Origin of the sequence: Microbacterium sp. ZOR0019, assembly GCF_000800925.1 — a bacterium.
GTDB classification, from domain to species: Bacteria; Actinomycetota; Actinomycetes; order Actinomycetales; family Microbacteriaceae; genus Microbacterium; species Microbacterium aurugineum.
The window spans coordinates 68,475-83,405 of the sequence record NZ_JRKC01000016.1 but is presented as its reverse complement, the minus strand read 5'-3'; the positions used below and the strand labels follow the sequence as shown (position 1 = coordinate 83,405).

The following is a 14,931-nucleotide window of genomic DNA, read 5'->3' as shown; positions in this document are numbered from 1 at the left end:
GACGATATCGGCGGGTGTGCAGGAGATGTCAGCGTACGGAAGCCCGACGAGGGGAACGTGCGGCGACCAGCATCAGCACCGGGATGAGCGCGCACAGCCCGGCAGACACGAGGAACGTCGTACTCGATGCCGGATCCCGTCCGATCAGGAGGATCACCGTCGGCACGAACGTCCCTCCGACGGCCCCGCAGGCGACGAGCGCGCCGGTCACCGCAGCGCTGCGCGCGGGGTCGAGACGATCGAGGGCGAGTCCCAGGATGAGGCCGTAGCTGGGTGCGAGGAGGACGACCACGGCGGCCAGCGCGCCGAGCGCCACTCCCGGCGCGGACTCCACCAGTATCCCCGCGGTCGCCATCAGGACCGCCGCGGCCCCCGTGGCGGACACGAGGATCACGATCGGTGAGACGGAGAGGCGGCGCAGTCCCGCCGCGCTGAACCGCCCGACGGCCATGAGTGTCCAGAACGCCGAGGTCCCCAGCGCGGCGAGGCCCGGATCGACCGCGAGGATCCGCTCCGGGATCACCGCCGACCACCCGGAGAGCACGGTCTCGACGCCGACGTACAGGGGGAGTGCGACGGCGAAGGGCAGGAGCGCGAGCAGCCCGCGAACGTCCCGATGTGCGGGAGTCTCGGCGGGGGAGGTCGGGGCCGCCGGTCCCGCGAGCATCGCCAGCGCCAGGAGCGGCACGATCGCCAGGATGCCGAGCAGCGGGCGCGTTCCGGACCCCACGGCGACGAGCAGGGGCGTGACCGCGGCGCACACCGCGACCGTGCCGAGCAGAGCGCTGAGCAGCCCCGTCGCGCTGCCGGCGGCCACGGACTTCGCCGCCACGGATCCCGAGGCCTCCACCAGCCCGAATCCGAATCCGGCGACGGCGGCCGCGGCGATGAACACGGCGGGGGCGTCTGCCACGGCCGCGGCGATGATCGCCACGGCTTGGAGGGCACTGCCGAGCATCAGCGTGGTGCGCGGTGGACGGCGCATCAAGAGCGGGCCCGAGCTCAAGACTCCGATCAAGAGCCCGCCGAAGAGAGCGGGGACCGCGGCGCTGAGGTCGGTCGCCATCGCGCGTTCGGTCGAGGGCAGGACCGCGGGGACGAAGGCGGCCGTGACCCCGAGGCCCGCGAAGGCGGTGAACAGCCCCGCTCGCGCTCGCCGGGTGCGGGCGGTCACGCCCCCGTCTTCCGCACGCGGTGGACGGCGGCGAAGGTGTCGCGCAGAGCCTCCATCGAGCGGTCGTAGTTCGACTGTGCGACGCCGATGAAGATGCAGTCGACCACCATCAGCTGGGCGATCCGGCTGCCGAGGGCACCCGACCGGAAGCCGGTCTCGCGCGCGGCGGTCGTCAGGACGATGTCCGCCTGGTCGGCCAGTGGAGCGCCGGCATGGTTCGTGATCGCGATCGTCGTCGCCCCGGTCTGGCGGGCGAGCAGCAGGAACTCGATCGTGTCGGTCGTGGTGCCGGTGTGCGACACCGCGATCGCGACGTTGCCGGGGCCGAGCGTCGCCGCCGAGGTCCAGGCAGCATGCGCGTCCGACCAGTCCAGTGCCGTGCGCCCGATCCGGGTGAGCTTGCGTTGCAGGTCGAGTCCGACGATGGAGCTCGCACCCACACCGAAGATGTCGACCCTGGTCGAGGACGTGATGGCGTCGACGGAAGCGCGCAGTGACTCCGTGTCGAGCACCTTGGCGGTGTCTGCGAGCGAGAGGGTCTCGGCCAGCGACACCTTCGCGACGATGTCGGACAGCGTGTCGTTGCGGTCGATGTCGCCGGAGACGGCAGGGAGCGCGGCCGTGTCGAACGTCTCGCGTTCGACGTCGCGCAGCACGTGGTTGCGCAGCTCGCGCACGTGCTCGTAGCCGAGGCGCTTGCAGAACCTCACCACCGAGGTGGTCGAGGTGTCGCAGCGCTGGGCGAGTTCGGCGATGGAGAGTCCGGCGGTCCCCGCCGGATCGGAGAGGAAGAGGTCGGCGATGCGCTGCTCGCTCGGACGCAGCTCGGGACGGATCGCACGCATGCGGACGAGCACGGGGTGTGCGCCGGCATCGTCGCGGGCGGCTTCGTGGGGCATAGGGTCTCCGATCGCTGTTCATAACAGTAGAGGAACTTCTGTTACATCAGTAGCGTCTGTCGTGTACTTTTAGTACCAACCCAGACCGACGATGTTCGCGGGCGGCAGGCAACAGAGCCTGACCCGACGCCACGGCGACGCGTCCCAGCCAGGAGGAATCAGCAATGAGCACAGCACGGCGGGCGTCATTCGGCGCTCTCACAGCCACGGGTGTCGCTTTGGCGCTCGTGATCACCGGTTGTTCCGCACCCGCGTCCGACACTCCGTCGACGGGTGAGGCCGGCGGCGACCTCGTCATCGGCGTCACAAGCGATCCCGACACGCTCTTCCCCTGGAAGGCGACGCAGTTCCAGGCCGTCAACGTCCTGCAGAACCTGTACGGCACGCTGACCGAGTTCGACGAGGACCTCAACGTGGTCCCCGGCCTCGCCGAGTCGTGGGACGTCTCGGAAGACGGTCTCACCGTGACCTTCCACCTGCGCGAGGGCGTCACCTACGCGGACGGCAGCACCTTCGGATCCGAAGACGTGAAGTACTCGCTCGACGCCATCGCCGCCGAGGAGACGGCGGCCGTCGCAGCGAGCTCTCTCGCCTCCGTCACCGCGGTCGAGGCCACCGACGAGAACACCGTCACCCTCACCCTGAGCGCTCCCGACGCCGCGCTTCCCGCGAACCTCGCCGTGATCAACATGGCGATGCTCTCCTCGGACGACACCGAAGAGGGGCTGAACACCACGCCCAACGGCACCGGTCCCTTCATCCTCGACGACCGCAAGGCGAGCCAGTCGATCACGCTGGCGAAGAACGAGGACTACTGGGGCGACGCGGCGCTGCTCGACACGGTCGAGTTCCGGGTGATCCCCGACGAGTCATCGATCGTGTCGGCGATGCAGTCCGGCAACGTGCAGCTGGCCGTCTTCGACGACCCGCTGGTCGCACAGACCGCCGAGGGCGCGAACGTCGAGGTCGCCACGACCCCGCAGCTGAGCTACCACGCGCTGCAGCTGAACGCCACGCGCGGTGACCTGACCGACGTCAACGTGCGACTCGCGATGCAGTGCGCGATCGACCGCCAGGAGGTGCTCGACACGGCAGCTCTCGGCGAGGGCGAAGTCACCGGTCCCATCACCTCTCCCGCGTACAAGTCCGACCCGGAGGCGCGTCCGTGCCCCGAACGCGATCTCGACAAGGCCGCCGAGTACCTGAAGAAGGCGGGCAAGGAGGACGGCGTCACCATCAAGACGATCGTCTCCCAGGGTGAGTACGCGACGTCGGTGAACGAGGCCCAGAACCTCAAGGCGCAGCTGGCCGACGCGAACATCACGCTCGACCTCGAGGTGCTCGAGTCCGGCGCGTTCGTCGACCGCTGGATCGCGGCCGACTTCGACGCCGCCGTCGCCCTCAACGGCGGTCGTCCCGACCCCGACGGCATGTACGGCCGCTACTTCACCAGCACCGGAAACCTGAACAAGGTCGCCGGATACTCCTCGCCCGAGCTCGACGCGCTCTTCGCCGAGGGTCGCCAGACGGCCGACCCGGAGAAGCGCAAGGACATCTACGCGCAGGTCTCCGAGAACCTCGAGGACAACGCCGCGTGGATCTGGCTGTTCACGAGCTACACCTACACCGCGACCTCCGCGACCGTCGACGGCTTCGTCCCGATGGCGAACGGCTCGCTGCAGTACCTGCGGACCACCTCCATCAAGTAGCGGATCGGAGGGGGCGCGGCCACCCCGCGCCCCCTCCCTCCCCGACGACAGGCACCCCCACACGCGCATGTTCAGACAGCTCCTCCGCAACAGCGTGCTGCGACGCATCGTCGCCGCACTCGGCACGCTCCTCGGCGTCGCCATCTTCGTCTTCCTGATGCTGCGGGCCATCCCCGGCGATCAGATCAGCTCCGGCCTCGGCACGGAGGCGGCCGCCCTCACGCCTTCGCAACGCGCAGCCCTCGAGGCCTACTACGGGCTCGACCAGCCGCTCTTCGTGCAGTTCTTCTCCTGGCTGGGCAACATCTTCACCGGAAACCTCGGGTTCTCCTCTCGGGCCCAGACGAGCGTCCTCGATCTCACCGCCGCCGCTCTTCCCGTCACCTTCGAGCTCGCGATCTTCTCGATCGTGATCGCCCTGGCCATCGGCATCCCCCTCGGAATGCTCTCCGCCTCGAAGCCCGACTCGTTCCGCGACGGCGTCGGACAGGTCGTCGGCCTCGCCGGTCTCTCGATCCCCGCGTTCCTGCTCGGGACGGCGCTCCTGGCGATCCTCGCCTCCTCGTTCGGCTTCAACCCGAACGGTCAGGCCTACGCCACGCTGTTCGAGGACCCGCTGCTGAACCTCCAGCAGATGCTGCTGCCCTCGATCGTGCTCGGCTTCGGCATCGCCGCGCCGATCATGCGCACGACCCGCACCGCGGTGCTCGAGATCCGCGCCAACGACTTCATCCGCACGGCCAGGGCGAAGGGCGTCCCGCCGCGGCGGCTGCAGGTGCGTCACGTGCTCGGCAACGCCCTGGTTCCCATCGTCACGATGACCGGCCTGCAGTTCGGCTACCTCCTCGGCGGCGCCGTGGTGGTGGAGCAGATCTTCTCGCTCCCCGGCATCGGGCGACAGGTGCTCCTCGGCATCCAGCAGAAGGAATACGCACTCGTGCAGAGCACCGTCCTCGTGATCGCGCTCGCCTTCGTCATCGTCAACCTGCTCACCGACCTGCTCTACCGGGTCATCGATCCTCGGGTGCGTGCCGCATGACCGACATCTCTCAGACTCCGACCCTCGCCCCCGGCGGCGGGCGCAGCATGGAGCGCGTGCGTCTCCTGCTGCGCAGTCGCAGTGGACTCACGGGCCTCATCATCGTCGTCCTGCTCGCGGTGCTGAGCCTCGTCTCGGCGTTCGGGCTGCTGCCGTTCGACCCGCTCGCGCAGGATCCGCCGTCCCGCCTGCAGCCGCCGTCCGCCGTGCACTGGTTCGGCACCGATCAGTTCGGTCGCGACGTGTTCTCCCGCGTGGCCGCCGGTGTCGCCAACTCGGCGCTGATCTCGGTGGTCGCGGTGGCCTTCGCCACCGTCGTCGGAACCGTGTGCGGACTCATCGCCGGCTTCTACCGCGGCATCTCCGACGGCGCGATCACGGCGGTCACCAACGTGCTGTTCGCGTTCCCTCCGCTGCTGCTGGCCCTGTCGCTCGCGTCGGTGTTCGACCGCAACTGGTTCACCATCGCCGTGGCCATCGCGATCGTGTACGTGCCGATCTTCATCCGCGTCACCCGAGGGCCCGTGCTGTCGCTGCGCGAGGTCGAGTACGTCAAGGCGGCCAAGAGCACGGGTCAGAGTCGCATGGCGACCATGTTCCGGCACGTGCTGCCGAACATCACGTCGATCATCATCGTGCAGGTCACGCTCTCCCTGTCATGGGCCGTGCTCACCGAGGCCTCGCTGAGCTTCCTCGGTCTCGGCACACCGCCGCCGGCACCCTCGCTCGGCTCGATGATCTTCGAGGCGCGCACGCTCGTGACGATCGCGCCGTGGACGATGATCGCGCCCGGTGTGATCGTGGTGCTCCTCGTCGTCGGCCTGAACCTGCTCGGTGACGGCCTGCGCGACAGCCTCGACCCCCGGAACAGAGGAAAGCGATGACCCTGGAGGATCTCGGCGGACTGGCCACGGAGGCCAGCGATCCGCGCTATGCGGAACTCGACCTGATGAGCGTGGCGGAACTCGCGCAGACCATGAACGACGCGGACGCCACCGTGCCCGCCGCGGTGCAGCGCGCCCTGCCGCAGATCGTGCCCGCCATCGAGGAGACGGCCGCTCGCATGGCGCAGGGTGGCCGCCTGGTCTACGTCGGCGCGGGAACCCCCGGACGCATCGGTGTGCTCGACGCCTCGGAGTGCCCGCCCACGTTCAGCACGCCGCCGGAGCTCGTCTTCGCGATCATGGCCGGGGGCCCCGGCGCGATCGTGAACCCCGTCGAGGGTGCGGAGGATGACGCGGACGCGGGCGCTGCAGCGATCGACGCGGCCGGCATCGGTCCGCTCGACACCGTGATCGGCATCGCCTCCAGCGGACGCACGCCCTATGTGATCGCGGCCGTCCGACGTGCGCGCGAGCTCGGAGCGCTCAGCATCGGTCTCTCGTGCAACGTCGGCACCGCGCTCAGCGCCGCGGCGGAGCACGGGATCGAGGTCGAGGTCGGCCCCGAGGTGCTCTCCGGTTCGACCCGGCTCAAGTCGGGCACGGCCCAGAAGCTCGTGCTCAACATGTTCTCGACCATCTCGATGGTGCGAAACGGCAAGGCGTACGGCAACCTGATGGTGGATGTGAAGGCCACCAACCACAAGCTGCGTGAGCGGGCCATCCGGATGGTGCAGACCATCGCGGCGGTCGACCGGGACGCGGCGCTGGCCGCTCTGGAATCGGCCGCCTACGACGTGAAGCTCGCGTCGATCATGATCCGCCGCGGGGAGGATCTCGCGGCGGCGACCGCACGACTGCATGCCGCCGACGGCCGGCTGCGCACCGCACTGGAGGAGAACTGATGCGCGTCCTCGGACTGATCTCCGGCACCTCGCACGACGGGATCGATGCCGCCGTCGTCGACTTCACGACCAGTGGCGGCTTCACCGCGCACGGCGTGGACCTGCGCGGCACGGTGCTCGCGGCGACCAGTGTGCCGTATGCCCCCGAACTGCGGTCACGGCTGATCGCGGCGCTGCCACCGGCGCAGACGACGCTCGCGGAGGTCGCGGAGCTCGACACGCTCATCGGTCAGGCGTTCGCCGACGTCGCGGCCGACATCGCCGCAGAAGTGGGCGGCATCGACGCGGTCTGCTCGCACGGACAGACCGTGTACCACTGGGTCGACGGCGCGCACGCGCGGGGCACCCTGCAGATCGGGCAGCCAGCCTGGATCGCGGAGAAGGTGGGTGCCCCCGTGGTCTCCGACATCCGCATCCGCGACATCACGGTCGGTGGCCACGGTGCGCCGCTGGTGTCGTTCCTCGATGAGCTGCTGCTGCGCTCACGCGCCGGGGTGTCCGCCGCCCTGAACCTGGGCGGCATCTCGAACATGACGGTGGTGCGGCAGGACGGCCTGGTCGCCTACGACATCGGCCCCGCGAACGCACTCGTCGACGCGGTCATCGTGGAGCACGGCCTCAACCCGCTCGGCTACGACGACGACGCCGCGATCGCCCGCACCGGACAGGTCGACGAGGCGCTGCTGGCCGCTCTGCTCGAAGACCCCTACTACGCGCTCACCCCGCCCAAGAGCACGGGCAAGGAGCACTTCCACCTCGGCTACGTGCACGAGCACCTCGCCGCGCAGGGGCGCGAGATCGCGGTGGCGGATGTCGTGCGGACACTGACCGAGCTCACCGTCCGCACGGTCGCACGCGACGTGGAGGCCGCGGGCATCGGGTTCCTCGCCGTGTCGGGCGGCGGCTGCCGCAACCCGCTGATCCTCGACGGACTGCGCGCCGCCCTGCCCGCGACCGAGGTCGTGCTGGCCGACGAACTGGGGGCTGCGGCAGACAGCAAGGAGGCGATCCTCCTCGCCCTGATCGGCTGGTCCACGATGCACGGCGTCCCCGCGATCGTCCCGGGCGGCACCGGTGCTCGCGAGCCGCGCATCCTGGGCACGATCACCCCGGGCGTCGGTCCGCTGCAGATGCCGGAACCCGTCGCCGCCATCGACTCCCTCGTGCTCACGGAGGCCGCGACATCGTGACCCTCCAGGTGCGCCCCGCCACCCCGGACGACCTGTCCGGGGTGCTCGAGGTGTTCCTCGCCTGCTGGCGGGAGAGCTACCGCGGCGTCCTCCCCGATGCGGCGATCGACGTCATGACCGACGCGCGCGCGGAGGCGCTGTGGCGGCGAGTGCTCTCCGACCCGGTGGGCATCGTGCTCGTGGCCGAGCGGGACGGCGGGATCGTCGGGATCACCCGGTACGCGGCGACGTCGAACACCGACGGGCGGATCGACGGGGCCGTGCACTCCCTGTACGTGTCGCCGCGTGCTCACGGCGGCGGCATCGGTGGAGCGTTGCTGACGCGGGCGACGGCAGAGCTGCGGGAGGCCGGGGCCGAAGCCGCGACACTGTGGGTGTTCGCAGCGAATGCGCCGTCGATCGGTTTCTACGAGGCGAAGGGCTGGCATCCGGATGGGGCCACCCGCACGCAGCCGGAGTTCGGCGAGCCCGAGCAGCGCATGCGCAAGGAGTGGACATGAGCGCCGTGGTGCGTCTGCGCGTGCTCCGGGTGTCGTCACCGCTGGTGCGCCCGTTCATCACCGCCGTGCGGCAGACGGACCGTCTCGACGTCGTGCTGGTCGAGGCGACCGATGCGGAGGGGCGCCGAGGATACGGGGAAGCCGCCACGAGCTGGCGCGTCACGGGGGAGAGTCCGCAGAGCGTCGCCGCCGCGGTCGCAGGTCCCCTCGCCGACGCCGTGCTCGGTCGCGATGCCGGCGACGCCGGGCTCCCGGGGGACATCGCGCGGTCGATCTGGGGCAATGCGGCCGCCCGCAGCGCTGTCGAGTGCGCGGTCGCCGATCTCGCCGCCCAGCAGCGGGAGGTCTCGCTCGTGGCCGAGCTGTCTCGCGCGCACGCGGTGCACAACTCCTCAAGAACGTCGCACGTCCGCACCGACATGACCCTGTCCGTGGGAGAGCCGGAGGCGGTGGCGACGCTTTCTGAGGAGTACGTCACCGCAGGCTTCGGCTGCCTCAAGCTCAAGGCCTCGGCCGCGCACGACATCGTGGCCGCACTGCGGGCCGTCCGCGCGGCTGTCGGGCCCGACATCACCCTGCGCATCGACGCGAACCAGGCCTGGGACGCCGAGACCGCGATCCGCCTGATCCGTACGGCCGAGGACGCGGACCTCGGGCTCGAACTCGTCGAGCAGCCGGTCGCCGCCCATGACCTCGTCGCGCTCGCCGCGGTGACGGCGGCCGTCGACACCCCGATCATGGCCGACGAGTCGGTGCGGACGGCCGAGGACGTGCGCGTGATCGCCGATCGGGGAGCCGCCGCCCTCGTGAACATCAAGCTCGCCAAGACGGGCGGTCCGGCCGAGGCGATCGCTGCCGCGGAGGCCGCGCGAGAGGCAGGGTTGGGGGTCGTGATCGGCTGCATGATGGAGTCCCACGTCGGAGTGAGTGCGGCAGCCCACCTCGCGGCGGCCGTCGCCCCCGATGTCGTGCACGACCTGGACGCGGCGTCCTGGCTGCGACGCTCACCCGTGGTGGGCGGGGTCGCCCCGTCCGGTGAGGTGCTGGCGCTCGGGGTGGGCACGGGGCTGGGCATCCTGGGGCTCGCATCCGACGCACAGACCGACATCCTCCTCGACCTCGATCGCGACCTCGGCCGCGGTGCGGAGGTGCGCGCATGACCGCCGCCGCCGCCGTCGCCGCCGTCCTCGGGATGGAGTCCGCCCCGCGCGGAGCCGTCGCGGGCGTCGTGACCGATGCGGGGCGTGAGGTCGCGGCCGGCGGCCTGGCCGACCTCGCCGGAACCCCGATGACCACCGAGACCGCGTTCGACATCGCCTCGGTCTCGAAGGTCGCGGCGACGACGACAGCGATCCTCAGACTGGTCAGCCGGGGCGACCTGCGCTTCGACGATCCGGTCGACCGCTTCGTCGCCGGGACCGCGTGCGCTCCGGGAACGACGGTGCGCCACCTCCTGCAGCACCGTGCCGGCCTGTGGGAGTGGCAGCCTCTCTACCTCGACCGAGCGCACGCCGGCGACCCCGCCGCCGCGGCAGATGCGATCCCGCTGCGATACGCCCTCGACGACGCCCGCCACTACTCCGACCTCGGCTTCATGCTCCTGGGCCGCATCGTCGCGGCGGTCACCGGGTTGCCTCTGGACGCCGCCGTCCGCGAGCTCGTCACCGCGCCCCTCGGCCTGGATCGCACGGCATACGGACCCGTCGGCCAGCCCGTCGCCTCGTCCGCTATCGGTGACGTCGCCGAACGCCGCATGGTCGCCACGGGGGAGCCCTACCCGATCCTCACCGCGGCGCGGGACTTCACCTGGCGCGAGGAGGAGATCACCGGCGTCGTGAACGACGGCAACTGCTTCCATGCTCTCGGTGGCGTCTCCGGCCACGCGGGGCTGTTCAGCACCGCGACCGACCTGCTGACCTTGGGGGCGGCGCTCGCCGCGCCCGAGCGCCATCCCGCGCTGTGGGGCCCGGACGACGTCGCCGAGCTCTTCCGCGACGGACCGGATGCCGGACAGGCGCTGGGGTGGCGCAGCGACACGGTCGCCGTCGCCGGCCGGCCGACCCGCGTGCTCTGGCACCCCGGCTTCACGGGCTGTGCCCTCGGGATCGTCCCGAACACCGGCACCGCCGCGGTGCTGCTGAGCACCCGCCTCTTCGCCCCCGAACCCGCACCGACCGAGGCGCTCTGGCGCGCGGTGCTCCCCGCCCTCCTGGACGACAACGAAGGAACGAGAACATCATGAGCATCACCGAGCCCGTGCTGAGCATCAGCGGTCTCGCCGTCGCCTTCCGGACCGGTTCCGAGTTGGTCACCGCGATCAGCGACGTCAACATCGACATCGCCGCCGGTGAGACCGTCGCGGTCGTGGGCGAGTCGGGATCGGGCAAGTCGACCACCGCCGCGGCGGTCAACCGCCTGCTGCCGGAAAACGGCTCGATCACGGCCGGGAGCATCCGCTTCGACGGGCGCGAGCTGACCGCCCTGCCCGAGAACGCGATGATCTCGCTGCGCGGCGCGGGGATCGGTCTCGTGCCGCAGGATCCGATGTCGAACCTCAACCCGCTCATGCGCGTGGGCGAGCAGATCGGCGAGGCCCTCGAGGTGCACGGCCACACGCACGGAGACGCCACGAAGGCCCGGGTCGTCGAGCTTCTGGAGATGGTGGGGATCGCGGACGCCGCGCAGCGCGCTCACCAGTACCCGCACGAGTTCTCCGGGGGTATGCGGCAGCGCGTGCTGATCGCGATGGGCCTCGCCTGCAAGCCGCGCCTGCTCATCGCCGACGAGCCCACCTCCGCCCTCGACGTGACGGTCCAGCGACGCATCCTCGACCAGCTCGACACGCTCACGGATGAGCTCGGCACCGCGGTCTTCCTGATCACCCACGACCTGGCCCTCGCCGCCGAGCGCGCCGACCGCATCGTCGTCATGTTCCGTGGCCGGGTGGTGGAGGAGGGGACGTCCGCCCAGGTCCTCGGCGCTCCGCAACACGAGTACACCAAGCAACTGCTCGCCGCGGCGCCCAGCCTCGCGTCCCGCCGGGATGCCCTGCCGCAGCGCGAGGCTGCCACGGGCACTCCGTTCGTGGAGATCCGTGGCCTCCGCAAGGAGTTCGCACTCCGCGCTCCCAAAGCGGGGGAACCGCAGACGTTCACCGCGGTCGACGGGGTGAGCTTCGAGATCCGGCGGGGCACCACGGTGTCGATCGTGGGGGAGTCGGGGTCCGGCAAGTCGACCACCGCGAACATGGTGCTCGGCCTCGAAGACGCCACGTCGGGATCGATCCTGTTCGACGGGCTCGACCTGACCACTCTCCGTCGCAAGGAGCTGTTCGCCCTGCGCCGTCGGGTGCAGCCCGTCTTCCAGAACCCCTACGCCTCACTCGACCCCCGCTACACCGTCGAGCAGTCGATCGCCGAGCCGCTGCGTGTCCACCGCATCGGCACGACGGCGTCCCGCAAGGCACGGGTGCTCGAGCTGCTGGAACAGGTCGCCCTCCCCGCGGCGATGGCCGAGCGTCTGCCCCACGAGCTGTCGGGCGGACAGCGTCAGCGCGTCGCGATCGCCCGCGCCCTGGCGCTCGAGCCCGAGCTCGTGGTGCTCGACGAAGCGGTGTCGGCGCTCGACGTGCTGGTGCAGGCGCAGATCCTCGATCTGCTCGCCGACCTGCAGAAGCGCCTGGGCCTGAGCTACCTGTTCATCAGCCACGATCTCGCCGTCGTGCGGATGATCTCCGACGAGGTGCACGTCATGCAGCGCGGTGTCGTGGTGGAGAGCGGCACGCCGGAGCGCATCTTCGACGACCCGCAGCATCCGTACACGCGGGAACTGCTCGCCGCGATCCCCGGGGCGTCGCTGGCGTCCTGAGCGGGAGCAGATGTCACGCCTGTCGTCGGTTCACATGTCGGGAGGATGGGCGGATGTCGAGCGAATGCCCTTCATCCGCCCGACATCCGTGAAATCTCCCGACATCTGCTCCGGACGGCACACGGGCGGGGCGGCAGACGGGCGGGCCTCGACGACCGCGGGCTCAGCGCTTGCGGTCGTCGTCGTCCCAGGGGCCTTCCCACCAGCCCGCGCGGCCGTCGTCCGAGCCGCCGCGACCACGGCGGGAGCGCACGAACTGCACGATGAACACGGTCAGTGAGCTGAGCAGGATCAGGAAGACCACGAGGAACAGCAGATCGTTCTGGTTCATGGTCGTTTCCCCTCCGCGGCATCCGCCACGATCTTGGCGATGCGGGCCGACCGGGTCTCCGGGCGCTTGGCCATCGCGATGTGCGTGAGACCGAACTTCTTCACCGACTTCGGGAACGCGTCCCAGTTCTCGCGCGCAGCGGGGACGGCATCGAGGGCGGCGGCGAACTCGTCCGGCTCGATCCCGGCCTCGGGGCCGTCGAGCACGGTCCAGGAGCCGTTCGCCTTCGCCGTCTCCAGCACACGGATCCCGGCCGGGGCGAGCAGTCCCTCCGCCTCGAGTTCCGCGATCCGAGCCTTGTTCGTCGCCGCCCATCCGCTGCCGGGGCGGCGAGGCGAGAACCACTGTCCGACGGCGCGCTCGTCCGTTCCCTCGCCGAACACGCGCACCGGGCCGTCGATCCATCCGAAGCAGAGCGCATGCCGCACGGCGTCCTCGTACTCGACACCGTCGGCGGCACCCCGCACGCTCAACAGCCAGACGCCCGTGGTCCGCTCGTGGTTCTCCTGGAGCCAGGTGCGCCAGGCGACCGCATCGGCCGCCCGAATCCGCTCGCCGTCTTCCAGTGCGCCCATGGGCTACTTCTTCGTCTTCACCGTCGGGATCGTCTCGGTGATCCGCGGCAGCAGGTCGGCCACGGACTGCACGATCTCATCGGGGCGGAACGGGTACTTCTCGACCTCGGCCTGGTCGCTGATCCCGGTGAGGACCAGGACGGTGTGCAGGCCCGCCTCGATGCCGGCCACGACGTCGGTGTCCATCCGGTCGCCGATCATGCCGGTGCGCTTCGAGTGCGCGCCGATCTTGTTCAGCGCCGACCGGAACATCATCGGGTTCGGCTTGCCGACCACGTAGGGCTCCTTGCCGGTGGCCTTGGTGATGAGGGCCGCGATCGCACCGGTGGCCGGGAGCGGTCCGTCGGTGCTCGGACCCGTGGCATCCGGGTTCGTGACGATGAACCGCGCGCCGCCGATGATGAGGCGGATCGCCTTCGTGATCGCCTCGAACGAGTAGTTGCGCGTCTCGCCGACGACCACGAAGTCGGGGTTCGTCTCGGTCATGATGAAGCCGGCGTCGTGCAGGGCGGTGAGGATGCCGGCCTCGCCGATCACGAACGCCGAGCCACCGGGCAGCTGCTGCTTCAGGAAGTCGGCGGTGGCGAGGGCCGAGGTCCAGATGCGTTCCTCGGGCACGTGCAGTCCGCTGATGCGGAGGCGTGCCGACAGGTCGCGCGCGGTGAAGATCGAGTTGTTGGTGAGCACCAGGTACGGGATGCCTGCGCTCTCCCACCCGGCGAGCAGTTCGGACGCCCCGGGAATGGCGTCGTTCTCATGGACGAGCACACCGTCCATATCGGTGAGCCAGCATTCGATGTCGTCACGTTGTGCCATGTGCACAGCCTAGAGGGCGAGGGTGATCTACCCCTGTTTTGCTGTTTCTCCCGGGCTCGGTCAACAGGCCGAGAGTGCGTGTCAGTGGAAGAGGGTGAACACGACCAAGCCGTGTGCAATCCAGAGTGTCACCCCGACAAACCCGACCACTGTTGCCCACGGCTTCGAACGGTCGATATTCCTCACCAAAAGGGAGGTGAACGTCGCCGCGATGAGGTAGGGGACGTACATCAATATCTCGAGAACCGGGCTGATGTACGGGGCCATATAGATGATGTAGGCGAAGATTCCGCTCCCCAGCAAGAACGCGACGCCGCTGCTGACTGCCCAGAGCCCGACCCGCCAGGGGCGCCGATTGCGCTGAAGCGTTGCAAGGCTCACGTTGGTATCTTCTAGGGGCTGGGGGTCTCGGTTGGAGCAGGGGTCTCGGTGGCGAACTGCGGGTCACCGGGGGTGATGCCGAAGAACAGCGGATCGGTCGGGGACTCGACATCCGACGGCAGGTAGTCGCCGAGGAAGTAGATGTCGCCGAAGAGCATGTCGGAGAGGTCGAAGGCGTTTCCGGGCCAGCACACGGTTTCCGCGGCGATCCTGACCCGTCCGTCCTTTCTGATTTCGATGAGCAGCTGTGAGAAGTCGCCCTCGTCGCGCACTGTGACCTGGATGAGCTGTCCTTCTTGGTCGTTTTCGCCGAGCACGCGCCGTTGGGGGGTCATGTCGTTGTCCGTGAGGAACTCTTCGACGGTCTTGGCATAGGCCTCGCGCTGGGATCCGTCTAACTGGATGCTGCGGTTCAGGTCGAACCGGTACTGGTCGTCGCCGTCGCATTCGACCGGCTGCATGCCGTAGACGCCGAGCTGGCCGATCGTCCAGTCCTCATCGGCGAGCGTCGTCTGCAGCTCGTTCACGAACCCGCGATAGCGGAGATAGTTCTCCTCGGCCTCGTCGAACAGCGCCTGCCCCTGGGGGGCGGGTCCGTTCACCGTGCATCCGGTCATGACGATCACTCCCGTCACTGCGAGCACTGCACTCGCACGTCGTCTGC

The 14,931-nt window shown here is 69.7% G+C and carries 16 protein-coding genes; 9 read left to right on the top strand and 7 right to left on the bottom strand.

Going from position 1 to position 14,931, the window contains the following annotated elements; genetic code table 11:
* Window positions 1-28 precede the first annotated feature (28 nt).
* Both L978_RS05455 and L978_RS05450 read right to left on the bottom strand, forming a co-directional pair.
* The gene (locus L978_RS05455) at window positions 29-1,174 is read right to left on the bottom strand and encodes an MFS transporter (protein WP_047521085.1); all 1,146 of its coding nucleotides are present in this window, start codon (window positions 1,172-1,174) and stop codon (window positions 29-31) included.
* On the bottom strand, window positions 1,171-2,073 hold the full coding sequence (locus L978_RS05450; RefSeq protein WP_047521083.1) for a MurR/RpiR family transcriptional regulator: 903 nt from the start codon (window positions 2,071-2,073) through the stop codon (window positions 1,171-1,173). The genes L978_RS05455 and L978_RS05450 overlap by 4 nt, the downstream gene beginning before the upstream one ends.
* Before the next feature lie 164 nt (window positions 2,074-2,237).
* Between L978_RS05450 and L978_RS05445 the strand changes: the two genes are divergently transcribed.
* From L978_RS05445 to L978_RS05405, 9 genes are all read left to right on the top strand, one after another.
* On the top strand, window positions 2,238-3,782 hold the full coding sequence (locus L978_RS05445) for an ABC transporter substrate-binding protein (RefSeq protein ID WP_047521081.1): 1,545 nt from the start codon (window positions 2,238-2,240) through the stop codon (window positions 3,780-3,782).
* A gap of 67 nt (window positions 3,783-3,849) precedes the next feature.
* A complete protein-coding gene (locus L978_RS05440; protein ID WP_047521078.1) occupies window positions 3,850-4,821 on the top strand; it encodes an ABC transporter permease in 972 nt (323 codons plus the stop codon).
* Window positions 4,818-5,705 (top strand): ABC transporter permease, encoded by an 888-nt coding sequence (locus L978_RS05435; RefSeq protein WP_052193357.1) that lies wholly within the window; start codon window positions 4,818-4,820, stop codon window positions 5,703-5,705. Before L978_RS05440 ends, L978_RS05435 begins: the two co-directional genes overlap by 4 nt.
* Window positions 5,702-6,607 carry an N-acetylmuramic acid 6-phosphate etherase gene (gene murQ, locus L978_RS05430; protein ID WP_047521076.1) on the top strand — a complete coding sequence of 302 codons (906 nt, stop codon included), beginning with the start codon at window positions 5,702-5,704 and terminating at the stop codon, window positions 6,605-6,607. Before L978_RS05435 ends, murQ begins: the two co-directional genes overlap by 4 nt.
* Complete coding sequence (locus tag L978_RS18700) at window positions 6,607-7,797, top strand: anhydro-N-acetylmuramic acid kinase (RefSeq protein ID WP_047521074.1); 1,191 nt, start codon at window positions 6,607-6,609, stop codon at window positions 7,795-7,797. Before murQ ends, L978_RS18700 begins: the two co-directional genes overlap by 1 nt.
* The gene (locus L978_RS18695) at window positions 7,794-8,297 is read left to right on the top strand and encodes a GNAT family N-acetyltransferase (protein WP_052193356.1); all 504 of its coding nucleotides are present in this window, start codon (window positions 7,794-7,796) and stop codon (window positions 8,295-8,297) included. The genes L978_RS18700 and L978_RS18695 overlap by 4 nt, the downstream gene beginning before the upstream one ends.
* Complete coding sequence (locus tag L978_RS05415) at window positions 8,294-9,457, top strand: enolase C-terminal domain-like protein (protein WP_052193355.1); 1,164 nt, start codon at window positions 8,294-8,296, stop codon at window positions 9,455-9,457. The genes L978_RS18695 and L978_RS05415 overlap by 4 nt, the downstream gene beginning before the upstream one ends.
* A complete protein-coding gene (locus L978_RS05410) occupies window positions 9,454-10,539 on the top strand; it encodes a serine hydrolase domain-containing protein (RefSeq protein WP_052193354.1) in 1,086 nt (361 codons plus the stop codon). Before L978_RS05415 ends, L978_RS05410 begins: the two co-directional genes overlap by 4 nt.
* A complete protein-coding gene (locus L978_RS05405) occupies window positions 10,536-12,164 on the top strand; it encodes an ABC transporter ATP-binding protein (RefSeq protein WP_047521072.1) in 1,629 nt (542 codons plus the stop codon). The genes L978_RS05410 and L978_RS05405 overlap by 4 nt, the downstream gene beginning before the upstream one ends.
* Window positions 12,165-12,327: 163 nt before the next feature.
* Here L978_RS05405 and L978_RS18880 read toward each other — a convergent pair whose 3' ends face one another.
* From L978_RS18880 to L978_RS05385, 5 genes are all read right to left on the bottom strand, one after another.
* Window positions 12,328-12,495, bottom strand: a complete 168-nt coding sequence (locus L978_RS18880) for a hypothetical protein (protein ID WP_165875499.1) — start codon at window positions 12,493-12,495, stop codon at window positions 12,328-12,330.
* On the bottom strand, window positions 12,492-13,070 hold the full coding sequence (locus tag L978_RS05400; RefSeq protein ID WP_047521070.1) for a YdeI/OmpD-associated family protein: 579 nt from the start codon (window positions 13,068-13,070) through the stop codon (window positions 12,492-12,494). The genes L978_RS18880 and L978_RS05400 overlap by 4 nt, the downstream gene beginning before the upstream one ends.
* Before the next feature lie 3 nt (window positions 13,071-13,073).
* The gene (locus L978_RS05395) at window positions 13,074-13,886 is read right to left on the bottom strand and encodes an HAD-IIA family hydrolase (RefSeq protein WP_047521068.1); all 813 of its coding nucleotides are present in this window, start codon (window positions 13,884-13,886) and stop codon (window positions 13,074-13,076) included.
* A gap of 81 nt (window positions 13,887-13,967) precedes the next feature.
* Entirely contained in the window at window positions 13,968-14,267 is a 300-nt protein-coding gene (locus tag L978_RS05390; protein WP_047521067.1) for a hypothetical protein, read from the bottom strand.
* An 11-nt stretch (window positions 14,268-14,278) separates the two neighbouring features.
* Window positions 14,279-14,902 (bottom strand): hypothetical protein, encoded by a 624-nt coding sequence (locus L978_RS05385; RefSeq protein ID WP_156118232.1) that lies wholly within the window; start codon window positions 14,900-14,902, stop codon window positions 14,279-14,281.
* Between the last annotated feature and the right edge of the window lie 29 nt (window positions 14,903-14,931).